Source organism: Cupriavidus sp. H19C3 (genome assembly GCF_049393815.1).
In the GTDB taxonomy this organism is placed as follows: domain Bacteria; phylum Pseudomonadota; class Gammaproteobacteria; order Burkholderiales; family Burkholderiaceae; genus Cupriavidus.
The window spans coordinates 3,920,108-3,946,811 of sequence record NZ_CP184985.1; the positions used below are offsets into that span (position 1 = coordinate 3,920,108).

Annotated in this window: 24 protein-coding genes and 1 pseudogene; 12 read left to right on the top strand and 13 right to left on the bottom strand. The window is 68.5% G+C overall.

Annotated elements, in window-relative coordinates; genetic code table 11:
• Positions 1-293 precede the first annotated feature (293 nt).
• From DFLDMN_RS18120 to DFLDMN_RS18130, 3 genes are all read left to right on the top strand, one after another.
• Entirely contained in the window at positions 294-1,187 is an 894-nt protein-coding gene (locus tag DFLDMN_RS18120) for a c-type cytochrome (RefSeq protein ID WP_423196249.1), read from the top strand.
• A gap of 202 nt (positions 1,188-1,389) precedes the next feature.
• Positions 1,390-1,848: a (2Fe-2S)-binding protein gene (locus DFLDMN_RS18125; protein WP_423196250.1), complete on the top strand. Its 459-nt coding sequence runs from the start codon at positions 1,390-1,392 to the stop codon at positions 1,846-1,848.
• 10 nt (positions 1,849-1,858) lie between these two features.
• Entirely contained in the window at positions 1,859-4,156 is a 2,298-nt protein-coding gene (locus tag DFLDMN_RS18130) for a molybdopterin cofactor-binding domain-containing protein (protein ID WP_423198464.1), read from the top strand.
• A 148-nt stretch (positions 4,157-4,304) separates the two neighbouring features.
• On the opposite strand, the gene DFLDMN_RS18135 is transcribed toward DFLDMN_RS18130, so the two are convergent.
• Positions 4,305-5,192 (bottom strand): anti-sigma factor family protein, encoded by an 888-nt coding sequence (locus DFLDMN_RS18135; protein ID WP_423196251.1) that lies wholly within the window; start codon positions 5,190-5,192, stop codon positions 4,305-4,307.
• Complete coding sequence (locus DFLDMN_RS18140) at positions 5,179-5,748, bottom strand: RNA polymerase sigma factor (protein WP_423196252.1); 570 nt, start codon at positions 5,746-5,748, stop codon at positions 5,179-5,181. Before DFLDMN_RS18140 ends, DFLDMN_RS18135 begins: the two co-directional genes overlap by 14 nt.
• Positions 5,749-5,956: 208 nt before the next feature.
• Here DFLDMN_RS18140 and DFLDMN_RS18145 point away from each other — a divergent pair, with 208 nt between their 5' ends.
• Together DFLDMN_RS18145 and DFLDMN_RS18150 are read left to right on the top strand one after the other, a co-directional pair.
• Positions 5,957-6,856, top strand: coding sequence for a metallophosphoesterase family protein (locus DFLDMN_RS18145; RefSeq protein WP_423196253.1), 900 nt, complete (start codon positions 5,957-5,959; stop codon positions 6,854-6,856).
• An 11-nt stretch (positions 6,857-6,867) separates the two neighbouring features.
• The gene (locus DFLDMN_RS18150; RefSeq protein ID WP_423196254.1) at positions 6,868-7,254 is read left to right on the top strand and encodes a cupredoxin domain-containing protein; all 387 of its coding nucleotides are present in this window, start codon (positions 6,868-6,870) and stop codon (positions 7,252-7,254) included.
• An 83-nt stretch (positions 7,255-7,337) separates the two neighbouring features.
• Here DFLDMN_RS18150 and DFLDMN_RS18155 read toward each other — a convergent pair whose 3' ends face one another.
• From DFLDMN_RS18155 to DFLDMN_RS18165, 3 genes and pseudogenes are all read right to left on the bottom strand, one after another.
• A complete protein-coding gene (locus DFLDMN_RS18155; RefSeq protein WP_423198465.1) occupies positions 7,338-10,526 on the bottom strand; it encodes an efflux RND transporter permease subunit in 3,189 nt (1,062 codons plus the stop codon).
• Between the two features lie 135 nt (positions 10,527-10,661).
• Positions 10,662-11,771 (bottom strand): annotated as a pseudogene (locus DFLDMN_RS18160) (efflux RND transporter periplasmic adaptor subunit); the annotation flags it as partial.
• A 5-nt stretch (positions 11,772-11,776) separates the two neighbouring features.
• Complete coding sequence (locus DFLDMN_RS18165; protein WP_423196255.1) at positions 11,777-13,348, bottom strand: efflux transporter outer membrane subunit; 1,572 nt, start codon at positions 13,346-13,348, stop codon at positions 11,777-11,779.
• 275 nt (positions 13,349-13,623) lie between these two features.
• Here DFLDMN_RS18165 and DFLDMN_RS18170 point away from each other — a divergent pair, with 275 nt between their 5' ends.
• The 5 genes from DFLDMN_RS18170 (at position 13,624) to groL (ending at position 17,429) form a co-directional block, all read left to right on the top strand.
• Complete coding sequence (locus DFLDMN_RS18170; RefSeq protein WP_423196256.1) at positions 13,624-14,034, top strand: ArsR/SmtB family transcription factor; 411 nt, start codon at positions 13,624-13,626, stop codon at positions 14,032-14,034.
• Positions 14,031-14,468 (top strand): SRPBCC family protein, encoded by a 438-nt coding sequence (locus DFLDMN_RS18175; protein WP_423196257.1) that lies wholly within the window; start codon positions 14,031-14,033, stop codon positions 14,466-14,468. The genes DFLDMN_RS18170 and DFLDMN_RS18175 overlap by 4 nt, the downstream gene beginning before the upstream one ends.
• Positions 14,469-14,490: 22 nt before the next feature.
• Positions 14,491-15,171, top strand: a complete 681-nt coding sequence (locus DFLDMN_RS18180) for a DUF899 family protein (RefSeq protein ID WP_423196258.1) — start codon at positions 14,491-14,493, stop codon at positions 15,169-15,171.
• A 284-nt stretch (positions 15,172-15,455) separates the two neighbouring features.
• The gene (groES, locus tag DFLDMN_RS18185) at positions 15,456-15,746 is read left to right on the top strand and encodes a co-chaperone GroES (RefSeq protein ID WP_423196259.1); all 291 of its coding nucleotides are present in this window, start codon (positions 15,456-15,458) and stop codon (positions 15,744-15,746) included.
• A 39-nt stretch (positions 15,747-15,785) separates the two neighbouring features.
• The gene (gene groL / locus DFLDMN_RS18190; protein WP_423196260.1) at positions 15,786-17,429 is read left to right on the top strand and encodes a chaperonin GroEL; all 1,644 of its coding nucleotides are present in this window, start codon (positions 15,786-15,788) and stop codon (positions 17,427-17,429) included.
• A gap of 141 nt (positions 17,430-17,570) precedes the next feature.
• Here groL and DFLDMN_RS18195 read toward each other — a convergent pair whose 3' ends face one another.
• Both DFLDMN_RS18195 and DFLDMN_RS18200 read right to left on the bottom strand, forming a co-directional pair.
• A complete protein-coding gene (locus tag DFLDMN_RS18195) occupies positions 17,571-19,052 on the bottom strand; it encodes a YncE family protein (RefSeq protein WP_423198466.1) in 1,482 nt (493 codons plus the stop codon).
• A gap of 28 nt (positions 19,053-19,080) precedes the next feature.
• A complete protein-coding gene (locus DFLDMN_RS18200; protein ID WP_423196261.1) occupies positions 19,081-19,524 on the bottom strand; it encodes a DUF305 domain-containing protein in 444 nt (147 codons plus the stop codon).
• A 296-nt stretch (positions 19,525-19,820) separates the two neighbouring features.
• Here DFLDMN_RS18200 and DFLDMN_RS18205 point away from each other — a divergent pair, with 296 nt between their 5' ends.
• Together DFLDMN_RS18205 and DFLDMN_RS18210 are read left to right on the top strand one after the other, a co-directional pair.
• A complete protein-coding gene (locus DFLDMN_RS18205) occupies positions 19,821-20,372 on the top strand; it encodes an RNA polymerase sigma factor (protein ID WP_423196262.1) in 552 nt (183 codons plus the stop codon).
• On the top strand, positions 20,369-21,187 hold the full coding sequence (locus DFLDMN_RS18210) for an anti-sigma factor family protein (protein WP_423196263.1): 819 nt from the start codon (positions 20,369-20,371) through the stop codon (positions 21,185-21,187). Before DFLDMN_RS18205 ends, DFLDMN_RS18210 begins: the two co-directional genes overlap by 4 nt.
• A gap of 28 nt (positions 21,188-21,215) precedes the next feature.
• On the opposite strand, the gene DFLDMN_RS18215 is transcribed toward DFLDMN_RS18210, so the two are convergent.
• From DFLDMN_RS18215 to DFLDMN_RS18240, 6 genes are all read right to left on the bottom strand, one after another.
• Complete coding sequence (locus tag DFLDMN_RS18215) at positions 21,216-22,004, bottom strand: metallophosphoesterase (RefSeq protein WP_423196264.1); 789 nt, start codon at positions 22,002-22,004, stop codon at positions 21,216-21,218.
• A gap of 161 nt (positions 22,005-22,165) precedes the next feature.
• Positions 22,166-23,509 carry a vWA domain-containing protein gene (locus DFLDMN_RS18220; protein ID WP_423196265.1) on the bottom strand — a complete coding sequence of 448 codons (1,344 nt, stop codon included), beginning with the start codon at positions 23,507-23,509 and terminating at the stop codon, positions 22,166-22,168.
• 19 nt (positions 23,510-23,528) lie between these two features.
• Positions 23,529-24,203 carry a TadE/TadG family type IV pilus assembly protein gene (locus DFLDMN_RS18225; protein ID WP_423196266.1) on the bottom strand — a complete coding sequence of 225 codons (675 nt, stop codon included), beginning with the start codon at positions 24,201-24,203 and terminating at the stop codon, positions 23,529-23,531.
• Positions 24,203-24,718, bottom strand: a complete 516-nt coding sequence (locus tag DFLDMN_RS18230; RefSeq protein WP_423196267.1) for a TadE family protein — start codon at positions 24,716-24,718, stop codon at positions 24,203-24,205. The genes DFLDMN_RS18225 and DFLDMN_RS18230 overlap by 1 nt, the downstream gene beginning before the upstream one ends.
• 19 nt (positions 24,719-24,737) lie before the next feature.
• Positions 24,738-25,694 (bottom strand): type II secretion system F family protein, encoded by a 957-nt coding sequence (locus tag DFLDMN_RS18235; RefSeq protein ID WP_423196268.1) that lies wholly within the window; start codon positions 25,692-25,694, stop codon positions 24,738-24,740.
• Positions 25,695-25,712: 18 nt separating this feature from the next.
• Complete coding sequence (locus DFLDMN_RS18240) at positions 25,713-26,687, bottom strand: type II secretion system F family protein (protein ID WP_423196269.1); 975 nt, start codon at positions 26,685-26,687, stop codon at positions 25,713-25,715.
• Positions 26,688-26,704 lie beyond the last annotated feature (17 nt).

Below are 26,704 nucleotides of genomic sequence, written 5' to 3' on the forward strand. Positions count from 1 at the left end.
GGCAGGGGGCCGCATCCGGCGAGATAGGGTCACACCCCGCCGAGGCTAGGGGGCACTGTAAGCCCGTTGACGGCGGTTTGAGAACGGAGATAGGCGGTGCGCGGGTTCGTTGTTGGGACTGGCGTCTTTTGTCGTTTTTTGGTAGGGCGCAGGTCGCGCAAAGCGTGCGGAGCCGCAAAAAGCCCCGGCCGTGCGCCTGCCGATGTCTGTACCATCGCGCACAGAAGACCCGCGGCCGACCGGCTGGAATCGGGCGCACCGGGATCAGGGGCACAAGAACAGAAGGGATCTCCATGGATATCGCGCGTTTTTTCCGGATCGCCTCCGCGGCGCTCGTCACCTTTGCGATCGTGGTCGTGGTCGCAGTCGGCACCACCTGGCTCTGGGGCGGCCGCAAGATGCAGCGCGACGTCGCGTTGCCCGCGCTCCAGCCGGTGGCCTATCGCGACGACGCGGGGTCCCTCGCGCTCGGCAAGTATCTCTATCAGTCGCGCGGCTGCATGGAGTGCCACGGCGCGGCCGGCGAGGGCAAGCAGGTATTCGACGAAGCCAACGGCTTCCGCGTGCGGGCCCCCGACCTGACGCAGGCCAATCCCGAGATCGGGCGCTACCGGCCTGAGGACTGGGATCGCGCCATCCGCCACGGCGTGGCGCCGTCGGGACGTCCGCTGCTGATCATGCCGAGCGAGGACTACAACCGCCTGTCCAACGACGACTTCGCCGCGCTGGTGGCCTACGTGCGCAGCCTGCCGCCCACGCCTGGTGGGGCCAGGCCGGGCGAGATAACGCTGCCATGGTTCGTGCGCGGTCTCTATGGGGCGGGCGTCATCAAGGATGCCGCCGAGAAGATCGACCACAGCCTCCCGCCGGCGGCCGCCGTGCCCGCCGCGGTCACCGTGCAACGCGGCGCGTACGTGGCCGGCATGTGCATGGGCTGCCATGGCGCCAGCCTCAAGGGCGGCAACATTCCCGGCGCGCCGCCCGACTGGCCGCCCGCGGCCAACCTGCACGCCGACGCGCGCGCGATGCAGCCCTACGGCAATGCCGCCAGCTTCGTGACGATGATGCGCACCGGCAAGCGGCCCGACGGCAGCGAGGTCAGCCGCGTGATGCCGTTTGCCTCGTTCGAACACTGGAACGATACCGATCTCAACGCGCTGTATCTGTACCTGCGCGGGCTGAAGTAGGTCGTTGCCCGGGCGTTGCCTGGGCCTTGCCCGGGTGTCGCCTGGCCGATGCCCGCATGCCCGTTTCCGGTGCATCCGCGCGCGTATGAGGCGCGCGACGCACGCATTGGCGTTTTGCACTATCCTCCTTGCGTTTCCGCGCCCGCGGAGCAAGCACGTCGAAGCAAACAACGACCCGGGCCAAGACCCAAGGAGCCGCCCCATGACCACCCTCAACATCAACGGCAAGACGATCGACGTCGATGCCGATCCTTCCACGCCCCTGTTATGGGCGTTGCGCGACAACCTCGGCATGACGGGCACCAAGTTCGGCTGCGGCATGGCGGCGTGCGGCGCGTGCACGGTCCATATCAACGGCCAGGCCACGCGCAGCTGCGTGATGCCGATTTCGGCAACCAACGGCGTGCGCATCGGCACCATCGAGGGCATGGGCGACGACCGCGTCGGCCGCGCCGTGCTCGACGCCTGGCTGCGGCATGACGTGGCGCAATGCGGCTACTGCCAGAACGGACAGGTCATGAGCGCCGTCGGGCTGCTGCGTAACAAGCCGCGGCCGACCGATGCCGATATCGACCAGGCCATGGCCGGCAATATCTGCCGCTGCGGCACCTATCAACGGATCCGCGCGGCCATCAAGGATGCCGCCCGGGCACTGGCGTAAGGAGGGCATGATGCGAATCGAACGTATGCGTGGCCTCGAAGCGCTGGCCGGCGGCAACAGCCCCGCCCAGGGGCATGACGGCACGGCGACACCGGCCATTGGCGCCGGCGCGACGCTGTCGCGCCGTGGTTTCCTCAAGCTGAGCGGCCTGGCCGGCGGCGGCCTCGCGCTCGGCGTGACCGGCCTGGCCGATGCCGACGAGGTCTCCAAGGACGCTGCCAGCGACGCCGCGGCGCCGGCCGCCGCGCCGCAGGCGTTCCTGATCATCGCGCCGGACAACACCGTGACCGTGGCGGTGAACCGGCTCGAATTCGGTCAGGGGGTGCACACCGCGCTGCCGATGGCCCTGGCGGAAGAGCTCGATGTCGACTGGAAGAACGTGCGCGCGGTGCTGGCCCCGGCCGGCGATGCGTACAAGGATCCGGCCTTCGGCATCCAGATGACGGGCGGCTCCACCGCGCTCAACCATTCGTTCCAGCAGTACCGCGAACTCGGCGCGCGCGCCCGCGCGATGCTGGTTGCCGCCGCCGCGCGCCAGTGGGAAGTCGACCCCGCCAGCTGCACGGTGGCGCAGGGCGTGGTCACCTCGGGCACGCATCGCGCGACGTTCGGCGAGCTGGCACCCGCGGCCATGAGCCTGCCGGTGCCGCGCACCGTCACGCTCAAGGATCCGGCGCAGTTCCGCATCGTCGGCAAGCCCACGCCGCGGCTCGATGCCGCGTCCAAGCTGCATGGCGACGGCGTGTTTGGCCTCGACGTGCGCCTGAAGGACATGGTGGTGGCCGTGGTGGCGCGTCCGCCGCGCTTTGGCGGCAAGGTGAAATCGTTCAACGCGGACAAGGCGCGCGCGATCAAGGGCGTGGCGGACGTGATGCTGGTGCCGGTCGATCGCGGCGGCACCGGCGTGGCGGTGGTGGCCGATGGCTACTGGCCCGCGAAGCTCGGCCGCGAGGCGCTGCAGATCGAATGGGAAGACACAGGCTCGACGGTCGGCACGCAGGCACTGTATGAGGCGTACAGCAAGCTCGCGGCGCAGCCCGGCACGGTGGCGCGGCCGCTCGAGAGCGGCAATATCGAGGCCGCGCTGGCCGGCGCCGCGCGCGTGATCGAGGCCGAGTACCGGCTGCCGTATCTGGCGCACGCGCCGATGGAGCCGCTCAATTGCACCATGCAGGCCGAGATCAGCGGCAACAAGGCCACCGCCGTCAAGGTATGGGTGGGTTCGCAGTTCCAGACCATCGACCAGGCCGCGATGGCCCGCACGCTGTCGCTGACGCCCGACAAGGTCACGCTGAACACGATGATGGCCGGCGGTGGCTTCGGCCGGCGCGCGGTGCCGACGTCCGACTATCTGGTCGAGGCGGCCGGCGTGCTGCGCGCATGGATCGCCAACGGCCATACCGAGCCGCTCAAGGTCATGTGGAGCCGCGAGGACGATATCAAGGGCGGCTATTACCGGCCCCTGCACGTGCATCGCGCGCGCATCGGCGTCGATGGCGCGGGCCAGGTGGTGGCATGGCAGCACACCATCGTCGGCCAGTCGATCATCACTGGCACGCCCTTCGAGCCGATGATGGTCAAGAACGGCGTGGACGCGACCATGACCGAAGGGATTGTGGAGAACGACTACGCATTACCGCTGCACCTGGCCGTGCATCATCCCAAGGTCGAGGTGCCGGTGCTGTGGTGGCGTTCGGTCGGCAATACGCACACGGGCTTCGTCAAGGAAACGCTGGCCGACGAGATGGCGGTCGCCGCGAAGCAGGACCCGGTGGCATGGCGCATGGCGCGGCTCGACGCGCAGAAGCACGCGCGCCATCGCGCCGCGCTGCAGCTGGCGGTGGACAAGTCCGGCTATGGCAAGCGCAAGCTGCCCAAGGGGCATGCGTGGGGCGTGGCCGTGCACGAGTCCTTCCACTCGGTGGTGGCCTATGTGGTGGACGTGTCGATCGTCAAGGGCGAGCCGCGCGTACATCGCGTGACCGCCGGCGTGCACGCGAACCGCGTGGTCAATCCGCTCTCGGCGGCGGCGCAGATCCAGGGCGGCTGCGTGTTCGGGCTGTCGATGACGCGCCCCGGGTTTGCCATCGAGATGGAAAACGGTGTGGTCCGCAACAGCAATTTCCCGGACTACCCGCCGCCGCGCATGCCGGACGCGCCGCAGGTCGACGTGTTCTTCGTACCGTCCGAAGACAACCCGACCGGCCTTGGCGAGCCGGGTGTGCCGGCGCTGGCGCCGGCGGTGGCCAACGCGCTGTTCCGGCTGACCGGCAAGCGGCAACGCCAGTTGCCGTTCGTGCTGACCTGACGTGCGGACCCGAGGCGGTGACCCGAGGCGGTGACCCGAGGCGGTGACCTGAGGCGGTGACCTGAGGCGGTGACCTGAGGCGGTGACCTGAGGCGGTGAGCGGCGGGCGGGCCGGTCCCGCCTCGCAAGGTCATCACCGTGCCGTCCGCTATTCTCGCGCCGCTCTCCAGGCTGTCACGAACTGCTGCAGGTCCTGCGCGGAGGCATCGGTGATCGCCAGGTAGCGCATGCCGCCGCTGCGCCAGCTTTCCATGTTGTACCCCTGCACCACGCGCGTGCCGCTGCCGATCGCATCGCTGCCGGGCAGCACATACACCTCCAGCGGATGCTGCCCGCGCCGGTAGACCAGCACCGCCACCCGCCGGCCATCGACGTAGTCGAGTCGCCCCCCCACCAGCGGAAAGCCCTCGGCCTTCAGGTCGCGCACGTCGGGCGCGTAGTCGATGCGGCCGTTGAACCACGGCTTGACGGTATGACGATCCGTGGATACCACATCGATCTCGCGCGACGACAGCAAGGCCCGCACATGGCCAGCCACCACGGCGTCGGCGGTCACGTCGCCGGGCGCGGGGCGCAGCGCGACGGTGGTCAATCCCAGGCCCACGGCGGCCACCGTCAGCGCCGTCATGGCCGCGTTGACGGCGGGCGACCACTCGAACCAGCGGCGCCAGCCGCCCGCCGGTGCGGGCCGGGCGGGCGCGGACGGCCGCGTCCCGGCGCTTCTGCCCGTGCCATCCGCGCCGTCCACGCCATTCACCTCACCCGCTGCCCGCGCGCCGGCCGCGCGCGTGTCAGTCACTGCCGCATCATCGGCCGTCTGCGGCAACGCCGCCAGCACGCGCGCGCGCAGCGCGGGGCCTGCGCGGTGATAGATCGCACCGTGCCGCACTGTCCTGCGCAGCGCCTGCAGGTCGCGCAGCGCCGCCACGCAATCCGCGCAGTCCTCGAGGTGCCGTTCCAGCCGGACGCTGTCGGCCGCGCCGAGTTCGCCGTCGGCGCAGGCCTGCAACAGCAGGCGTGCATCATCGCAATTCATCGCCGGTCTCTCCCATCGTGCGGACGGACGCGTCGCGTAGCGTCACGATCTCCGCGGCAAGCATGCGCCTGCCGCGCGCAAGGCGCGACATCACGGTGCCGACCGGGATGCCGGCGATCGCCGCGATATCGCGATAGTGCAGGTCTTCGAGCTCGCGCAGCACGATGACTTCGCGAAACACCACGGGTAGCCGTTCCAGCGCCGCGTGCACGAGCCGGATATCGTCCTCGCGCAGCAGCGCCTGTTCGGGGCTGGCCAGCGTGCCATGCCACTCGGGCAGCGTGGTATCCGGAACGTCGTCGTCATAAGCGGTTTCTGCCGCGGACCTGCGTTGCCGATACAGCGTGAACCACGCATTGCGCACGATCGCGAGCAGCCACGGCCGCGGCTGCTCGCCGCGGAAGCTCGCGAAGAGGCGATACGCGCGCAGAAAGGCTTCCTGCACCACGTCGTCGGCATCCGTGGTGCCCCCGCACAGCCACCGCGCAAGGTTGTACGCGGCGTCCAGATGCGGCAGCACCAGTGCATCGAAGCGGCGGCGCTCGCTGGCGTCCACGTCAGAACTCGTGGCGCCGCGCCACGGGGTAGGGGCGGTCGTGATTCGGTCGGTTCATGCTTGGCTCTCGCTTGTCATACCGGCGGCACGCTGAGTTTATTCCCGCCCCGGGCGCTTTGCCGTCTTTTTTTCGCATTGCCCGGCTGGTGGGAATAAACCGGCGCGTGGGCCAGTCAGACGGTCAGGATGACCACGCCAAGGAGGCATCATGACCCATCCCTTCCCGTCTTTTGACTGCAAGCGGCGCGACTTCCTGCGCCTGGCCGGCGCGGGCGCCGGTGCGGTGTTCGCGTCCGGACTGCCCGGCTGGGCCGCGGCGCGCGACGCCGACTTTTTCTTCGTGCAACTGTCGGATACGCACTGGGGTTTCCAGGGCGCCGCCAATCCCGACGCGCGCGGCACGCTGCCGCGCGCCGTGGCCGCGGTCAATGCGTTGCCGCGCCAGCCCGACTTCATCATGTTCACCGGTGACCTCACCCATACCACCGACGATCCCGCCGAACGGCGCCAGCGCATGCGCGAGTTCCAGGCCGCCGTCGCCCCGCTCAGGGCCGGCAAGGTGTACCTGATGCCCGGCGAGCACGATGCCAGCCTGGACCAGGGCGAGGCGTATCGCGAGCTGTTCGGCCCCACGCACTACACGTTCGACCACAAGGGCCTGCACGCGATCGTGCTCGACAACGTGTCCGATCCCGGCGGACAGGTCGGCGAGGCGCAGCGGCAATGGCTGGCCGAGGATCTCGCGCGCCAGCCGCGCGATGCGCGCATCGTGGTGTTCACGCACCGGCCGCTGTTCAACCTGTATCCGCAGTGGGACTGGGCCACGCGCGATGGCGACAAGGTGGTGGAGCTGCTGCTGCCCTATCCCAACGTGACGGTGTTCTACGGCCATATTCACCAGGAACATCATCACCTCACGGGCCATATCGAGCATCACGCGGCGCGCTCGCTGATGTTTCCGCTGCCGCCCGCGGGCTCGCAGCCGCGCCGCGAGCCGGTGCCGTGGGACGCCGCGCATCCATACCGCGGCCTGGGCTGGCGCGAAGTGACCGCGCTGCGGCAGCCTGCCGCCTATCGCCTGGCTGAACGACCCGTTACCGACGCTTGAGGAGACGCGACATGACCATCGACACCAATCCCCGCCGCCGCCAGTTGCTCGGCTGGACCGTGGCGGCCGTGGCGGCGCCGCTTGCCGTCACGCTCGGCGCCACGCAGGGCGATGCCGCCACGCCGCGCGAAATCGTCATCCGGGCGCGGCGCTTTGTCTTCACGCCGGACAAGATCGCGCTCAAGGCGGGCGAGCCCGTGGTGCTCGTGCTGATCGCCGAGGACGTGGTGATGGGACTCAGCGCGCCGGACCTCGGCGTGCGCGCCGGCATGCCGCCGGGGCGGACCGTGCGCGTGCCGCTGACGCCGGCGAGGCCCGGTACCTACGGCTTTCTGTGCGACATCTTCTGCGGCTCGGGGCACGAGAACATGAGCGGGACGTTCGTCGTCACGGCCTAGCGCCGTTGCGACCGGTGACGCGCGCCCGGGGGCTTGCCGCCGGGGCCTGGTCCCGACCTTCGCCCGAACCTTCGCGCGGGTCTTCACTCGCGCTCGGTGCCGGCGAGCTCCCGTGCACGCGCGCCGTGCGCGGCGGCTGCGCGCCCTTTGCGCGCAGCCTTGCGGCACATGTACCAGTAGTGCGCGCGATCGAGGTAGAGGTAGACCACCGGAGTCGTGAACAGCGTCAGCAGTTGCGACACCAGCAGGCCACCCACCATCGCGTAACCGAGCGGACGCCGCAGCTCGGAGCCGGCGCCATGGCCGAGCATCAGCGGCAGGCCCGCCAGCAGTGCGCACATGGTGGTCATCATGATCGGGCGGAAGCGCAGCAGGCAGGCCTCGCGGATGGCCTCCTGCGGCGACAGGCCGCGCTCGCGCTCCGCCTGCAGCGCAAAGTCGACCATCATGATGCCGTTCTTCTTGACGATGCCGATCAGCAGGATCACGCCGATCAGCGCGATTACCGTGAAGTCGTACCCGCCGAGCAGCAGCACGAGGATGGCGCCGACCCCGGCCGACGGCAGCGTCGACAGGATCGTGAGCGGATGGATATAGCTCTCGTAGAGCAGCCCCAGCACGATATAGACCGCAATCAGCGCCGCCGCGATCAGGTACGGCTGCGACGCCAGCGAGGCGCTGAAAGCCTGCGCGGTGCCCTGGAACGCGCCCGTCAGCGTGGCCGGCTTGCCCATGCTGGCCAGGGTCTGGTTGATCGCGCTCACCGCTTCGCCGAGCGAGGCGCCTTGCGCCAGGTTGAACGAGATCGTGACCGCCGGGAACTGCCCCTGGTGACTGATCGACAGATACGCGGTGTGGCTGGTGTCGAGCTTGACGAACGATGACAGCGGCACCTCCTGGCCGGTGAGCGGCGAGGTGATGTAGAGCTTGTCGAACAGGCGCGGGTCCTGCTGCAGCCTGGGCGTGACCTCCAGGATCACGTGGTAGCTGTTGATCTGCGTGAAGTACTGTGCCACCTGGCGCTGGCCGATGGCGTCGTACAGCGTGGCGTCCACCAGCGCCGGTGTAATGCCAAAGCTCGAGGCGCGCGCGCGGTCGATGGTGAGCGTTGCCGCCGCCGCGGCGTTCTGCTGGTCCGAGGCCACGTCCGCCAGTTGCGGCAACTGCCGGAAGCGCTGCAGGATGCGGGGGGCCCAGTCGTTGAGCTCGGTCAGGTTGGCATCGGTCAGCGTGAACTGGTACTGCGTGCGCGACAGGCGGCCGCCCACGTTGATGTCCTGGCCGGCCTGCAGGAACAGGTTGGCGCCTTCCACCTGCGCGAGCCTGGGCCGCAGGCGGGCGATGACCTGATCGGCGGTGGCGGTGCGGCCCTCGTCCTTGGGCTTCAGGCTGATAAAGAAGTTGCCCGTGTTGACGGTGTTCTGGCCGCCGGTCATGCCCACCGCGGCCACGTCGGGATCGCTGCGCACGATATCGGCGAGCGCCACCATGCGCGCGTTCATCGACTTGAACGAGGCATCCTGCGCCGATTCCGCAAAGCCGAACAGGAAGCCCGTGTCCTGCTGCGGGAAGAAGCCCTTGGGGATATAGACGAACAGCGCCACCGTGGTCAGCACGGTCAGGATGAACACGCACAGTGTCAGGAACTGGTGCCGCATGACCCGATCGAGCCCGCGGCGGTACGCGTCGAGCATGGCCTCGAAGCCGGCCTCGAACCAGCGGAACAGGCGGCTGTGCTGCTGGGGGTGCGCGGTCGTGTGCGGCTGCAGGAAGCGCGAGCACAGCATCGGCGTGAGCGTCAGCGAGACAATGACCGAGACGGCGATGGTCAGCGTGACGGTCACCGCGAATTCGCGGAACAGGCGGCCGACAATGCCTCCCATCAGCAGCAGCGGGATAAACACCGCCACCAGCGAGACCGAGATCGAGACGATGGTGAAGCCGATCTCGCCGGCGCCCTTGAGCGCCGCTTCCATCGGCGCCATGCCGTCCTCGACGTGGCGGTAGATGTTCTCCAGCATCACGATCGCGTCGTCGACGACAAAGCCCACCGCGATGGTCAGCGCCATCAGCGACAGGTTGTCGCGCGAATAGCCGAGCAGGTACATGCCGCCTGCGGTGCCGAGCAGCGCCAGCGGCACCGTCACGCTCGGGATCAGCGTGGCCGGCACGTTGCGCAGGAACATGAAGATGATCATCACCACCAGTGCGATGGTCAGTACCAGCGTGAATTCGACATCGGCCTCGGACGCGCGGATGTTCTGCGTGCGGTCGGCCAGGATATTGACGCTGACCGAGGCGGGGATCGACGCGCGCAGGCGCGGCAGCGCGGCCTTGATGCGGTCCACGGTCTCGATCACGTTGGCGCCCGGTTGCTTGGTCACCGCCAGGATGATGGCGCGGCCGTTGCGGATGGTGCTGTCCCGGGGCGCCGCCACGCCGCCGAAGGCCCAGCCGGCCAGCCTGGCATTCTCCGGGCCGTCCACCGCCACGCCCACATCGCGCACGCGCACCGGTGCACCGTTGCGGTAGGCCAGCACCATGTCGTTCCATGGCGCGGCCCGGGTCAGCTGGTCGTTGGTGTAGACGTTGAAGGCCTTGCTGGGGCCGTCGGTGCTGCCGGTCGGCGAATTCACCGTGGTCGCGGCGATGGTGCCCCGGATGTCCTCCAGGCTCAGGCCCATGGCCGCGAGCTTGCCGGGGTCGACCTGGATCCGCACCGCGGGCTTCTGCTGGCCGCCGATATTGACCAGGCCCACGCCGGCGATCTGGGAGATTTGCTGCGCGAGGATGTTGTCGGCGTTGTCGTTGACCGTGGTCAGCGGTACCGCGTCGGACTGCACCGCCATGACCAGGATCGGCGCGTCGGCCGGGTTGATCTTGCGGAACGAGGGCGCGGTCGGCAGGTTGCTCGGCAATTGTCCGCTGGCCGCGTTGATGGCGGCCTGCACATCGACGGCGGCGGCATCGATGCTGCGGTTGAGGTCGAACTGCAGCGTGATCTGCGTGGTGCCTTGCGCGCTTTGCGACGTCATCTGCGACAGCCCCGCGATCAGCGAGAACTGCCGCTCGAGCGGCTGCGCCACGTTCGACGCCATGGTCTCCGGATTTGCCCCGGGTAGCGAGGCCGAGACCTGGATGGTCGGAAAGTCGACCTGCGGCAGCGGGGCGATCGGCAGCAGCGGCCATGCGGCCAGTCCGACCAGCAGCAGGGCCAGCGCCAGCAGCGAGGTGCCGATCGGGCGCTTGATGAAGGCGGCGGAAATGCTCATGGGCGGGCGCCGGGCGCGGAGGTGACCGCGGAGGTGGCGGCGGAGGGGGGCCGCGGAGGTGGGGGGTGGGGGGCGGGGGGTGGCTGCGGTCGTGGCAACGGGGGCGGCGCCGGGCGGCGCCGTCGCGGCGATCTTCGCCCCCGGCCGCAGTTTGTACTGGCCATCGACCACCACGCGGTCGCCACTCGCAATGCCCTTGGCGATCACCGCGCGATCGCCCTGCAGCTCGGCCACCTCGACCGGCTGGATGCGTACGGTATCGTCAGGCTGCACCGCATACACGTAGGTGCCTGCCTGGTTGCGCTGGAGCGCCGACGACGGCACGGTCACGGCGTGTGCGCGCCGGCCCAGCACGAGCCGCGCATTGACATACTGGCCGGGCCAGAGCGCATGGTTGGGGTTCGGAAAGCGCGCCTTGAGCTGGATCGTGCCGCTCGTGGTATCGATAGTGTTGTTGACGAGAATGAGCTTGCCCTGGCCCAGCAGCGTGTCGGACTCGCGTTCGTTGGCGTCGACCACCAGCGGCTGCGGGCTGGCCTGCATGGCGCGGTTGATGCGGCCGAAGGCATCGTCGGGCAGCGTGAATACCACGTCGATCGGGTCGACCTGCCGGATCACCACCAGACCGCCGGTATCGGTGGCATGCACGATATTGCCCGGGTCGACCAGGCGCGCGCCCACGCGGCCCGAGAGCGGCGCCGTGATGGTGGTGAAGTCGAGCTGCACGCGCGCGAGCGCGATCTGCGCGTCGTCGGTGCGCACCGCGGCCTGGAGCTGCGCGACGGTGGCGCGCTGTGTGTCGAGCGTCTGTTGCGTGGTGGCGTTGTCCTTGATCAGGCCCTCGAAGCGCGTGAGGTCGAGCTTTGCATTGGCGAGGCTGGCTTCGTCGCGGGCCTTGGTCGCCTGCGCCTGCTGCAGCTGCGCCTGGAACGTGCGCGGGTCGATGCGCGCGAGCACCTGGCCGGCCTTGACGTCCTGGCCCTCGACAAAGCCCACGCTTTCCAGCTGCCCGTCGACGCGCGGCGTGACCGTGACGGTCTGCATGGCCTGCACGGTGCCGACGCCGGCCAGACCGATGTCGACATCCTGCGCCTGCGCCCGCGCGACGGTCACGCCCACGGGCGGCACCGGCGCCTTGGTGGGGGACGGCGCAGACAGACGCGCAAGACCGAACGCGAGCGCGAGCAGGACGACAACGGCGATGCTCGCAATCAGCCGCTTGTGGGACCGGGCAGTGGCAGACATGGGGACTAGGACCTGGAAGGAGACGAACGGCTGGCGTCGGGGAGCGCGGCCGCGGCGGGCGTCCGCGCCGGGGCGGCAGCAGGCGGCCGCGCCAGTGCGTCGGCATCCCAGCCGCCGCCGAGCGCCGTGACCAGCGCCACGCTTGCGGCGAACTCGCGCCCGCGCAGCTGGATGGCGGTGCGCTCGTTGGTCAGTGCCAGCTGCTGCGCGGTAATGACCGACAGATACTGCGCGGTGCCCGCGCGATACTGGGCCAGCGTCACGCGCTCGGCATTGCGCGCGGCCGCCACGGCGCGATCCTGCACCACCACTTCCTGGTCGAGCACGCGCAGCGCGGCGAGGCTGTCCTCCACTTCCTGCAGAGCGGACAGCACGGTCTGGCGATAGGCGCCGGCGGCCTGGTCGTAGGCCGCCACGGCCTGATCGTTGCGCGCGCCGCGCAGGCCGCCGTCGAACAGCGTCTGCGCCAGCCCCGCGCCAAGCGACCACACGCGGCCCGGCGCGCCAAACCAGCTGGCCAGGCTCGCGCTGCTGAAGCCACCGCTGGCGGAGAGCGTCAACTGCGGATAATAGGCCGCGCGCGCCACGCCGATCTCCGCGTTGGCGGCGGCCATGCGGCGCTCGGCCGCGGCGATATCGGGGCGCCGCTCGAGCAGCGCGGAAGGTAGTCCCGGTGGCACCGCCAGCACGCGCATCGCAAGCGGCGTGACGGGATCGGCCGGCGGCAGCGCAAAGGCGGCGGGCGCCTGGCCGGTCAGCACCGCCAGCGCATGTTCGAACTGCGTGCGCTGCACATCGAGGTCGATGCCCTGCGCGCGCGCCGACTCGAGCGTGACCTGCGCCAGCGAGACGTCGGCGGCGGTCGCCACGCCGGCGCGGAACTGGCTCTGCGTGAGCTTCAGCGATTCCTCGTCGGCCGCCACGGTGCGCGCGAACAGGTCCTTGAGCACATCGGTGATGCGCAGCTGGATATAGTCCTGCGCCACTTCGGCCTGGATGCTCAGGCGCGCCGCGGCGAGGTCGGCGGCAAAGGCCTGCTCGGTATCGCGCGCGCCTTCCACGGCGCGGCGCACCAGGCCCCAGAGATCCACTTCCCAACTGGCGTCGAACAGCGCGGCATGGCTGTTGGCCACGCTCGGCGCGCCGTTGCCGAACGCGCGGGCGCGGCCGCTCGTGACGTTGGCGTCGAGCGTGGGAAACAGCCCGGCGCGCGCCTGCTGCGTGAGCGCGCGTGCCTGGCGGTAGCTCGCCTCGGCCTGGCGCAGGGTCTGGTTGGCGGCCATTGCCGCCTCGATCAGTCCGTTCAGCGTGGAGTCGCCGTACGCGGCCCACCAGTCCTGGCTGGCATCGATGGAGGCCGGCTGCGCTACCTTCCACTGGTCGTTGGCCGGCTGGGTCTCGCGCCACGTGTCGGGCAGCGGCGTATCGGGACGGACGTAATCGGGACCGACCGTGCAGCCGGCCAGGCTCGCGACCAGCGCGGCAAACAGCGCGGCGAGGGCGAGCGCGGCCGCCTGGCGCAGCGGATGCGGCGGGCTAGGGTGGCGCGGGGCAACGCCCGGGGCGGGCACGGTCATGGGAGGGACTCGGTGGGCAAGCAGGCGGCGACGGTCTGCCTCGGGGCAGCCATCGCGCGGGCACAAGCTTACGGCGCGGACTGTATGGCAGTTACGCCCGGTGTATTACCGTCTGTTTCAGTGCGTTACGCGATTTTTACCGCTGTAATACAGAGCGCCGCAAAGCCGTACGTTGCCGTGGCGGCCTGAAATGCGGGGTGGCGCGGTGGCGTCGCCGCCTGCCGCTCGTGTGGCGCCCAATGGTGTCCCGTGGCGTCCCCTGGCAGCGGCGCGCGGTGGATCGCGCCACGCACCCGGCGGTTGACATTGCGCGTGCGCCGTCTATATTCAACCATATGGTTGAATATGCGAATGACGCGCGCCTGACGTCGATTTTTCAGGCCCTGGCCAGCGACACCCGCCGCAGCATGCTGATGCGCCTGCTGCAGGGGGAGTTGCCGGTGACCGAGCTGGCGCGTCCGCTCGCCATGTCGCTGAATGCCGTCTCCAAGCACATCAAGGTGCTGGAAGCGGCCGGCCTGGTCCGCCGCCGGACCGAGGGCGTCTATGCCTATCTGTCGCTGAACCCCGAGACGCTCGCCGAAGCCGAGCGGTGGATGGCGTTCTACCGGCCGTACTGGGAAGCGCGCCTCGATGCCCTGGCGGCGGAATTGTCCCAAGACGATCCGTCACCGGAGTCCTCATGAACGATGCAAGAGACGATTACAAGGTGGAGGTGGTGCGGCAGCTGTCCGCGCCACCGGCCAGGGTATTTGCCGCCTGGCGCGATATCGAACGGATGCGCCGCTGGTTCTGTCCGACCGGCATGACCGTGCATCGGGTGGAGGTCGACTTCCGCGTGGGCGGCGAATACCTGCTGCAGATGCAGGGCGACACGCTCCACACCATGCGTGGCGAGTATCGCGAGATCGTGCCCGATCGCCGGCTCGTGTTTACGTGGTGCGCCGAGGATTTCGGCTTTCACGAGACGCTGGTTACCATCGACCTGACGCCGCGCGGCGACGGTACCGAACTGCGCCTCGAACATCGCTACTTCCTCGACGACGACGAGCGCGCGCGCCACGCCACGGGCTGGGACGCCTGCCTCGACCACCTTGCCGCGCAGCTTCCCGCGCTGTGACAGGCCATTGCCGGAGACCGCCATGAGCACCTTGCACGATCGCCGTTTTCCCGCCGAGTCCGCCGCCTATCGCGCCGCCCGCGACCAGCTGCTCGCGGCCGAGCTCGACCTCCGTCGCCGTACCGAGGCGGTGGCCGCCATGCGCCGCGCGCTGCCGCCGGGCGGGCTGCTCGCCACCGACTACGTGTTCGACCAGGCCATGCCCGGCGCACCCGGCCAGGTGCGCCTGTCCGAGCTGTTTGCGCCGGGACAGGACACGCTGGTGCTGTACAGCCTGATGTACGGCCCCGCCATGAAGCAGGCCTGCCCGTCCTGCACCTCGATCCTCGATGCGCTCGACGGCGCCGTGCCGCGCGCGCAGCAGCGCATGGGCTTTGCGGTGGTGGCGCGCTCGCCGATCGAGCGCCTCACCGCATACGCCCGGCAGCGCGGCTGGACCCGCATGCGGCTGCTGTCCTCGGCGCGCAACACCTACAACGCCGACTATCACGGCGAAGACGCCGAGGGCCGGCAGACGCCGATGCTCAACGTGTTCACGCGCCGCGGCGGCGAGCTGCGCCATTTCTACGGTACCGAACTGATGTTCACGCCATGCGACCCGGGCCAGGACCCGCGCCATGTCGATCCGGTGTGGCCGCTCTGGAACCTGCTCGACTACACGCCCGAAGGCCGCGGCGACTGGCACCCTTCGCTGTCCTATTGAAGCCGTGCCGGAGCGCCCGGCACCCGGCCCGGGCCATTCCTTGCAAAAAAAAATCGGTAACTAAGGGAAAACCCGTATCAAGTTGCCGCCTTGAAAACGAAATACCCCGTCCCTATAATTAGCACTCGCCGGGCTTGAGTGCTAACAGCTCTCCCCGCAGGTACGATTGTGACGTACCGATAACTTCTGATCTTCCGATCAAACCTTGATGGCCGCCCCGACTGCTAAGACGGGACGGACGGCCATTTGCGAAACAAAACTCACTTTTTGTACTAGGAGTCAGTATGAATCTGCGTCCTTTGCACGACCGTGTGATCGTGAAGCGTCTGGACAACGAAACCAAGACCGCGTCCGGCATCGTGATTCCCGATAACGCCGCAGAGAAGCCCGACCAGGGCGAAGTGCTGGCCATCGGCCCGGGCAAGCGCGACGACAAGGGCAATGCGATCGCTCTCGACGTGAAGGTGGGTGACCGCGTGCTGTTCGGCAAGTATGCCGGCCAGGGCGTGAAGGTGGATGGCCAGGAACTGCTGGTCATGCGCGAAGAAGACATCATGGCCGTGGTCAACAAGTAATCCGCGTCTACCCCGTACAGCATTCAGGAGATTCAGAACATGGCAGCAAAAGACGTAGTGTTCGGCGACGCCGCCCGTGCCAAGATGGTCGAAGGCGTGAACATCCTCGCCAACGCGGTTAAGGTGACCCTGGGTCCGAAGGGCCGTAACGTGGTGCTGGAGCGCAGCTTCGGCGGCCCGACCGTGACCAAGGACGGTGTGTCCGTGGCCAAGGAAATCGAGCTCAAGGACAAGCTGCAGAACATGGGCGCGCAAATGGTCAAGGAAGTGGCTTCCAAGACCAGCGACAACGCCGGTGACGGTACCACCACCGCGACCGTGCTGGCCCAGTCGATCGTGCGCGAAGGCATGAAGTTCGTTGCCGCCGGCATGAACCCGATGGACCTGAAGCGCGGTATCGACAAGGCTGTCGGCGCCGCCGTGGAAGAGCTGAAGAAGATCAGCAAGCCCACCACCACCAGCAAGGAAATCGCCCAGGTTGGCGCCATCTCGGCCAACAGCGACACCTCGATCGGCGAGCGCATCGCCGAGGCCATGGACAAGGTCGGCAAGGAAGGCGTGATCACCGTGGAAGACGGCAAGTCGCTGGCCGACGAGCTCGAAGTCGTGGAAGGCATGCAGTTCGACCGTGGCTACCTGTCGCCGTACTTCATCAACAACCCCGAGAAGCAGGTGGTTGCCCTGGACAGCCCGTTCGTGCTGCTGTTCGACAAGAAGATCTCGAACATCCGCGACCTGCTGCCGGTGCTGGAGCAAGTGGCCAAGGCTGGCCGCCCGCTGCTGATCATCGCTGAAGACGTCGAGGGCGAAGCCCTGGCGACCCTGGTGGTCAACAACATCCGTGGCATCCTGAAGACCGCCGCCGTCAAGGCTCCGGGCTTCGGCGACCGCCGCAAGGCCATGCTGGAAGACATCGCCATCCTGACCGGCGGCACCGTGATCGCCGAGGAAGTGGGTCTGACCCTCGAGAAGGCCACGCTGCAGGACCTGGGCCAGGCCAAGCGCATCGAGATCGGCAAGGAAAACACCATCATCATCGACGGTGCCGGCGACGCATCGGCCATCGAAGGCCGCGTGAAGCAGATCCGCGCCCAGATCGAGGAAGCCACCTCGGACTACGACCGTGAAAAGCTGCAAGAGCGCGTGGCCAAGCTGGCCGGCGGTGTTGCCGTGATCAAGGTTGGCGCTGCCACCGAAGTCGAAATGAAGGAAAAGAAGGCACGCGTGGAAGACGCGCTGCACGCTACCCGCGCTGCCGTGGAAGAAGGCATCGTCCCGGGCGGTGGTGTTGCGCTGCTGCGTGCCCGTGCCGCGATCGCTGGCCTGAACGGCGACAACCCCGACCAGAACGCCGGTATCAAGATCGTGCTGCGCGCCATGGAAGAGCCGCTGCGCCAGATCGTGCTGAACGCCGGTGAAGAAGCCTCGGTCGTGGTGGCCAAGGTCATCGAAGGCAAGGGCAACTACGGCTACAACGCGGCCACCGGCGAGTACGGCGACCTCGTGGAAATGGGCGTGCTGGACCCGACCAAGGTGACCCGCACCGCGCTGCAGAACGCCGCTTCGGTCGCATCGCTGATGCTGACCACGGACTGCGCCGTGGCCGAAACGCCGAAGGAAGAGTCGGCACCGGCAATGCCGGGCGGCATGGGTGGCATGGGCGGCATGGACGGCATGATGTAATTTGCCGGACTGCTGAACCTGTTCAGCCTGTTCGTAAAAAACCCCCGCGGGCGCGAGCCCGCGGGGGTTTTTGTTTGAGCTCTCGTCTGAGCTCTCGTTGCTCTCGTTGCGCTGCCCGGGCGACCGGGCAGGGTGCCATGCTTACAGCTTTTGCACCTGCACGGGCGCGCCGGGCTTGCCGTCGACCTGTGGCGCGACCATCAGGTAACGGCGCTGGTCGGCGCTTGCGCTGGCATTGCTGCCACCATTACCGGGCGTGACCACCTGCCGGATCGGCCCGATCGAGTTGACGATGGCCGAGCCCGCCGGATTGGTCATGAACGCGGCCAGCGGCTGAACGTTGCCGCTGCCATCGGGCCGGTCCGCCAGCGCCAGCACATAGCCCGTCTTGGGCTGCAACCCGGTGACCGACGCCTGCAGCACCTGCACGAGGCCCTGGTCGAACAGCGTGACGCTGGTCGGCGCATCGCCCTTGCCGCCTGCCGTCGTCAGCACCAGATGGCTGGCCTGACCGGCCACGCCAAGCGGCTGCAGGTTCTGCATGCCGTCGCCTTCCGGGACCGCCTCGGGCACGTAGGCAATGGCCTGCGGCGCCTGGCCGATGGGCACATTGGCGATCACCTGGTTGCTGGCGGTATCGATGGCCGCGAGCGCATCGGCGTTTTCCAGCCCCACATAGATGCGCGTGCCATCGGCGGACGGCCAGACGCCATGGGGCAGGTTGCCGACCGGGATGGTCGCCACCTGCGAGAAATCGTCGGTGCGGAAGACCTTGACCTGGTTCAGCCCGCCCACGGTGATATAGGCAAAGGTGCCCTTGGCCGTGTGGGCAAAGTTCACGTGATTGGTGATCGGACCGGTGTCGAGGGTCTTGATCAGCGCGAACGGCGGGCGCGCGTCGAATACCTGCGTGCGGCCCACGTCCTTGAGCGTGAACCAGACCTGCCGGCCATCGGGCGTGGCCGCGATATTCGGGCAGAACGGGCTTTCCTGCCGGACGGTGCCGACGATCTTGTGGTCGGCCACCGAGACCACCTTGGTCTCGGGATTGAACGACGAGCAGATGTAGCCGTACTTGCCGTCCGGCGAGAAGATCTGCATGCCCGGTCCGGCCGGCGTGACGATGCGCGTCTTCTCCTCGAAGGTCCTGGCATCGAGCACCGCCACGTAGTTCTCGCCGCGCACCGTGACCCAGACTTCCTTGCCGTCCGGCGTGTAGAACGCCTCGTGCGGAGAGCGGCCGACATAGGTGGTGTGCTTGACCGTATTGGTCTGGGTATCGATGAAGGTGACCGAATTGGAACCGATCGACACGATCGCCAGCGTGCGGTGGTCGGGCGAGAAACCCATGCCGTGCACAAGCACCTGGCCGCGATAGAGCGGGCTGAAGTTGCCCGGCGACGGATCGCCCAGGCGGATCACGCCAAGCAGCTTGTGGTCGACCGGATCGGTGACGGACACCGTATTGGAGAACTGCTCGGCGGCGTAGATGCGGTCCTTGTGGCTGACCGGAATGTCGGCGGCCGCCAGCGCGCCGGGCGCCTGGCCGGCCCAGGCGCCGGTGGCGCCGGCAGTCAGTGCCGCCGCGCAGGCGAGCAGGGCGGGGAGGATGGTGCGGGTCATGCGGGTCATGCGGGCTCCTGTCGAGGTGTTATTCGTGGTGGGACATGTGCATGCCGTGCGCCATGGCGCCGGCGGTCGGCGCGGGCGCCGCGTCGGTGCCGGCGGCGGTGGGCGCCGGCGCGGAGGGCGGCAGCGGCTGGCCCAGCGCCAGCCGCATGGCGGCAATCTCCTGTTGCTGATCGACGATGATTTCCTGCGCGATGCGGCGCAGCTGCTCGTTCTTGCCGTGGCGCAGGACGGCCTGGGCCATGGCGATGGCGCCCTGGTGGTGGGGAATCATCATCGCCACGAAGTCCTTGTCGACGTCGCCGCTGGGGGGAACGTCCATGTCGTTCATCATGCGGGTCATGGCGGCATCGTTCTCGGCCCAGAAGGCGGCTTCTCCGGCGGGCGGGACGGGTGGGGCGGCCTGCGCGGCGCAGGCGGCCAGCGCCAGCGCGCCGGCCAGCAGGTATCGGTGCATGGATGGCATGTGAGTTTCTCCCTGAGTGGTGGCCCGCGAAGGGGCGTTATCGGCGTATACACATCGCGGCCACGTCTATTCCGGCGGCGTGAAAATTCTGCGCGCGGGTGGCACCGGCGGGCTTGCGGAAAAACTTCTGGCCGCGGTGGAATAAACTCCCATCGACCTGTGTATGCACCGGTAAGCACGGCCGCGGTGGCCGGGCAGCGGGTGCGTCGCGGGGAGTCACGGTGTGGCACCATGCGTCACGTTGGTGCGGCGCCCCGTGCATTGGCGGCCAGGTTGGCCCGCGTTGGGAACGGACGATGAATATCCGGGATGTCTTGATCGATCATGTGCCGCGCTTGCGGCGCTATGCCCGCGCGCTGATCCACAACCGGGAGCTCGCCGACGACCTGGTGCAGGACACGCTGGAGCGCGCGCTCGGCCATACCGACCAGTACCGGGACGGCGCCGATCCGCGCGCGTGGCTGTTTGCGATCATGCATAACGTCTACGTCAATCATGCGCGCCGCGCGTCCGCGCGCGTCGCGCATGTGTCGATGGACGACGAGACCATCGGCGAGGAGACGCTGGCCGTGCCGGATGCCCAATTGCGCGCGCTGGAGATGCGCGACCTCGACGAGGCGCTGGCGCGGCTGCCGGCCGAACAGCGCGAGGTGGTGCTGCTGGTCGGCCTGGAGGACATGAGCTACGCCGAGGTGTCGCAGGCGCTCGATATCCCGCTGGGGACGGTGATGTCGCGCCTGTCGCGTGGACGCGAGCGGCTGCGGGGATTGATGGCGGGTGAGGAACGCGTGCAAGGACGGCCGGACGCCAAGGCCGCGGCCGCGACCAGACTGAGGGTGGTGCGATGAACGAGCAACGAATGATCGACGAGGCCGAACTGCACGCGTATGTCGACGGACAGCTGTCGGCCGAACGGCGCGCGGCGGTGGAGCGCGCGCTCGAGGCCGATCCGGAACTGGTGGCGCGCGTCGATGCCTACCTGACACAGAAGCGCCTGCTGCATGCGCGCTACGATCGCGTGCTGGACGAGCCCGTGCCGCGCCGCCTGCGCCCGGCCGCCAATGCGAGCCGCTGGCCGCGCATGGCCGCGCTCGCGGCCATGCTGGTGCTGGGCATCGGTATCGGCCTCGGGGTGGGCGCCGGTGGGGGCTTCGGCGGCGGCCAGCCGGGCACCATGGTGGCGTCGCGCCAGGATAGCGCCGTCACGCTGGCCGAGGCCCCGGCCGGCTTCGCGCGCCAGGCCGCGCTCGCCCACGTGGTCTACATGCCCGACCTCGTGCGGCCCGCCACGCTCGACGCCGGCCACGAGCAGGACTTCGTCAACTGGCTGTCGGCGCGGCTGGGGACCGACGTGCATCCCCCCATGCTGACGCGCAGCGGCTTCGAGCTCGTGGGCGGCCGCCTGCTGCCCGATGCCGCCGGCGATATGGCGCAGTTCATGTATCGCGACGCCAAGGGGCAGCGCATTACGCTATGCGTGTCCCATCGCAAGGCCGACAGCAAGACCACGGCGTTCCGGCTGTACCAGGACGGCTCGGTCAACGTGTTCTACTGGGTCGACGGCAAGTTCGGCTACGCGGTGTCGGGCGGCATCGGCCGCGACGTGCTGCTGGAGCTGTCGCACGATGTGCACGAGCAGCTGACCGGGAGGCGTAAGTCCTGATGCCGCCATCCGGGCCGGGCACGCCGCGCTAGATTTCGACGACCTTGTGCCAGTCGAAGGCCGGGTTTTCGAGGGCGCCGGTGCGGCGCGACACGTACCCGCGCGGATTGCACACCACGCGCGCGTGATCGAGCCGGTAGTCGAAGCCGGTATGCGTGTGGCCATGCACCCACAGGTCGGCCTGCATGACGAGATCGGGCCGCCGCGAGAGGAAGCCGGCCGACACGATGTCGTGGGCATAGCGCGCATCGAGGCTGCCCAGGTCGGGGCCATGGTGCGTGACCACCACGGTCTTGCCGTCGAACGGTTGCGCCAGCACCGAGGCCAGCCATGCCGTCGCGGCCACGTGACGCGCGCGCGCGTCCGCGGGCGTGAAAGGCCGCAGCGCGCCATCGTCACCGGCGGTGCGGATCAGCCGGTGATCCATCACCACGCTGGCGCAGGCCGTCATCGCGGCTTCCATGCGATCGCTGCCGAAGAGCTGGTAGTCGGTCCACCAGGTGGTGCCGATCACGCGCACGCGTTCGCCGTCGGGTCCCGAGAATTCGGCCACGCCTTCGTTGAGCACGCTGACGTTGTTGAACTCGGCGGAGGCGTCGGCCATCATGCGGTCGACCGTATCGAAGTTGCTCTCGTAATACTCGTGATTGCCGGGCACGTAGACCACCGGCACATCGAAGGTGCGTGCGGCCCAGTCGATGCCCTCGCGGCCGTTGGCGATATCGCCGGCGAGGATGACGAGATCGGCGGCGCAGGCCGGGATGTCGGCCGGCATATGGTGTTCGAGATGGAGGTCGCTGAGTACGCGCAGCTTCATGGGCAGACTCCGGATGCGGATGCGGATGTCGGGTGGTCCGTGACATTCTCGCGCCCATTCTCCCACAGCGTGCCGCGCATGTGGACCCATGCGCGGCACGGTCTCCCCCGCGCGGCCAGACCCTGGGCGGCGCGGCCACCCGGCGGCTGGCCGCCTGGCCGCTATTGCGAAATCCGCAGGATCTCCGACGCCAGCTTGGCAAAGCAGGGTCGCAGGTCGTTGATGGTGGCGGCATAGCAGTAGATGCCGCTGGGCTGCTGGTTGTTATACAGCTTGGCATCGCTCGTGTTGGCCATGTTGCGCAACAGGTCCTGGTCAAAGCCGCCATTGCCGTCCAGCCCCAGCGTGAAGATGTAGACGCCCGCGCTGCGCAGCGCCGAGGCCATTGCCAGGGGCACGTTGGTGGCGGCGTTGTACACGTTCTTCGACAGGTTGCCGCCGTTGGTGGACGACGTGACGGTATTGGGACTGCCACCGACGATCAGGAACTCGGTATCGCTGGCGTTGTGCGCGTTGTAGTAGGTCGGCATCTCCTTGGGCACCTCGTTGCCGCTCAGCGAGCTGCCGCCGTCGCAATTGCCTGTGAGCGTCGTGTCCTGCCTGTCGAAGGCGTAGTAGCCGGTGGCATTGGACGATGCCGACGTGGCGGTAATGCCGCCGGCGCAGGTCCTGTTGCCGTTGAGCTGGTACGTGGCCGCCAGCGTATTGGGCCGGCCATCGGAGAAGAACACGATCACGCGCAGGCTCGAGCGGTTGAGCGCGGGAATGCTGTTGAGCTGGGCGCGTGCCTGCCACAGCCCCTCGGCATAGTTGGTGTTGCCCCCGTTGCTCATGCCGGTGATCCTGGTCTGCATCGCGGGCCGGTCGAAGCCGCGCTGCGAGGTGCGGATGGCGATATCGGACACCCCGCCCGACGAGAAGTGCACCAGTCCCACGCGGTCGGTGGAGGGGCTGAACTGGTTCAGGAAGCTGTTGGCATTGGACCGCACCGTGCTCCATACCGGAGACATCGATCCCGACGAGTCGATCACGAAGACCATGTCGAGGTCCTTGCGGATCGACGTGGAGGATGCCGCCACCGCGATGTTGTTGAAGCCAAGCACCTTTGTCAGCGTGAGCGGCATGGTGCTGGTGGCCGAGACGCCGATCGTCACCTTGCCCCGGTCGAACTGCACCGAGGTGGTATTGAGCGAGGGCGTGCCGCCCAGGTAGCCGGTGGGATAGTTGGCGTTGAAGAAGTCGGTGGCGGCCTGGCGCGCGGAGGCGGTCTGCTCGGCCTGCGTGGTGCCGTTGGTGACGGCGCGGGCGGCGGCCACGGCGGCGGCATCCACGGCGGCGTTGAGGCGCGCCTTGGTCACGTACGCCATGCCGGCGTCCACCGCCAGGCCCACCACGCCGGCCAGGCCCACCATCAGGAAGCCCGCGATGATGGTGATCTGGCCGCGCTGTCCCGCGCGCGTGGCCCGGCGCGTGCGCGTGGCTTGCATCGGAGCTGTGGTTCTCATGGCGCCTCCCTGCCCTGGCTCAGAACACCGTTGACGAATAAAGGTTGGGACCGAGGGTGGGCATCTGCAGCACGCCCATGGTCAGGCCCTGAAAAAACATGTTGAAGTTGTAATAGGTCTCGACCGCCCACACGACCTGGCCATCGCTCAGCTTGCCGGTCATGACGCTCGCGGTGGGCGACGAGGTGCCGGGAGAAGGCAGGCCGCTGCAGGTGCCGTCGTTGCGCCAGCCGCCGCAGTTGCCCCAGATGCGGCTGCCCGGCGCGCTGCCGCCCATGCCCCAGCCGCCGGCCCAGCGGTACTGCTCCAGCACGATATTGCGCACGGTGCAATTGGTGCCGCTCTTGTTGCAGTTCTCGGCGTTGCCCATGACCTTGGTCACGTAGATCATGCCGCGCTGGCTCATCTGCAGCGGCGGCGTGGTCTGCGCCAGCGCGTTCATGATGGTCTGCGGCGTCTGCGGGCTGCGCGAGGCGAGGCTCGCGCCTTCGCGCGTGAGGTTGACGAGAATCAGGTTGGCCTGGATGGCACGCGCAAAGTCGATCAGCGGCAGCGTGAGGAAGACGAAGACCGGCAACAGGATGCCGAATTCGATGGCGGCAATGCCGCGCGCACGGCGGCACTGGCTGGCGCGGCTCGGGCGGACCGGGACGGACGCGCGCGGCTGGCGCAGGGGAGTGGTGTGCGCGTTCATCAGAAGGCCTCGTTGCGCATGGTGGCGGCCACGCTGAAGCGATACTTGCCGCCGGTGGTGGTGAAGAACGCGGCGACGAGCGGCGTCAGCAGCGGCCAGTTGCAGTCAACCTGGATCACGACGATATCGCCGGCCGCGCCGAACATGCCCGCGCCGCTCGGTTGCGAACTGCCGTTGACCCACGTGGTGACCTGCGCGCCGGACATGTCGAACACGCCCAGCGAGCTGTCGTGGATCTTCTCCAGCACCGCGCGATAGCGCTGCGGCGAGGCCTGGTCCGGATCGAGTCCGGTCTGTCCGGTGACGGCGTAGCGCGCGCCCTCGCGCACCGCGTGCTGCATGGTCAGGTTGGCCCACATCATCGCGCTGAAGTCCACCACCGAGAACAGCAGCAGGAAGAAGAGGGGGGCCACCAGCGCGAACTCGACCGCGCTGGCGCCACGCGCGCGGCTTGGTCGGCGTGGCGTGCGCGGATGCCGCCGATGCCGTCGGTGGCCTGGAGATCGCGAAGTCATGGCTGGCTCCCGGTGAGTATCAGCCGTTCTGGCCCATCATGAACGGCAACAGCGCGCGGTAGAACTGGATGGCGGGCGAGCCGAGCAGTACTACCATCAGCGAGGGAAAGATAAAGAAGATCAGCGGAAACAGCAGCTTTACCGCGATCTTGGCCGCGCGTTCCTCGGCGCGCTGGCGGCGCTTGACGCGCAGCGTGTCCGCCTGCACGCGCAGCGAGTCCGCCACGCTGGTGCCAAAGCGATCCGCCTGCACCAGCATGCTGACCAGCATGTCCACGTCGTCGACATCGGTGCGCAGCGCCAGGTTGCGCAGGGCCTTCTCGCGCGAGAGGCCGGCGCGCAGTTCCAGTACCAGCAGTTCGAGTTCGTCGCCCAGTGCGCTGCGTTCCGTGCGCAGCTCCTCCACCACCTTGAGCAGCGCCGCGTCGAGCGCGAGACCCGCTTCCACGCACACCGTGATCAGGTCGAGCGCATCGGGAAAGGCCTCGAAGATGGCCTGCTTGCGGCGCCGGATGCAGCGGCGCAGCCACAGGTCGGGCAGGTAGAAACCGGCGATCGCCGCTGCCAGCATCGCCACCGGCAGCACCTGCCTCGGCTCGTCGCCGAGCGTGCCGCCCGTGGCCAGGAACACCAGCAGCGGCAAGGCCAGCGCCAGCACGGTCTTGGTGGCGAAGTACACCGGCATGGCCGCGGCGCCGCGCCAGCCTGCATTCATGAAGCGCGTGCGCAGGACCGAGGTATCCCAGCCCTCCTTGGGCACGGCCAGGCGCGCCAGCGGTCCGGACACGTGCGCAAGCCGCTGCATCCAGTCGTCGTCCAGCGGCGAGGGGCGCGCGGGTTCGGCCGCCGACGTGCGCGAGGCCTCCAGGATGCGCCGGCGCAGCGCGCGCGGCTGGCACAGCAGCATCGCCGCGAGGGCGACGCCGAAGGCGAGGACGAAGGTCAGTACCAGCACCGCGATCTGTTCGATTCTCATGACGGGCTCCTTGCGCGCTCAGATATGGATCCGCACGATCCGCCGCATCCACAGCAGCCCGAGCATCATCAGCGCCAGCGCGTAGCCGACGATCCACGGCCCGGCCGGATCGTTGCGCAAGGGGTCGAGGAACTCGGGGTTGAGCAGGTACATCGCGCCGGCCACGAAGAACGGCAGCAGCGACAGGATCACGCCGGAAAGGCGGCCTTCCGCGGACAGCACGCGCACCTGGCCCATCAGCTTCATGCGCTCGCGGATGATGTGGCTCACGTTGCCGAGAATCTCGGCCAGGTTGCCGCCCGACTCGCGCTGGATCAGCACGGCGATCACGAGGTAGCGCAGGTCGGACAGCGGTGCGCGCTCGGCCAGGCCCATGAGCGCGTCGTGCATCGAGGCGCCGTAGTTGATTTCATCGAACGTGGTGCGGAACTCCGCGCCGAGCGGATCCGGCAGCTCGCTGCTGGCCATGTCGAGCGCGCTCGAGAACGAGTGGCCCGCACGCAGCGCGCGGCTGATCAGGTCGGCGGCTTCCGGCAACTGCGCTTCGATGCGCGCCAGCCGGCGCGCGCGGAGCCGCTGCACATGCCAGGCCGGCAGCGCGAGCCAGGCCACGCCAGCCACCGTCAGGGGCGCCGACGGCAGGCCCAGCAGCTGGCCCACGAGCCACAGCGCGACGGGCGGCACCAGCGTGACGGCGAGGAACGTCGAGACATTCCAGCGCAGGCCGGCCTGCCTCAGCATGCGGTCGAGCGCATGGATGCGCGGCAGCCGGCGCAGCAGCGCGGCCAGCCACGGCGACTGGCTGAACGTGCGCGCCTTCATGATGGAGGCGTCGGCATCGTCCCACGCGGCCTCCGACACCGCGCGCAGGCGGCGGTCGAAGCGGCGTGCCGCGACGCTATGGCGCCGCATCCACCATTGGTAGCCGAGCGCGAGCAGCACCACGATGGTGACGAACAGCGCGAATGCGAAGCCGGTGAGGGTGCGGTCCATGGCGGTCTCCTGGCAGG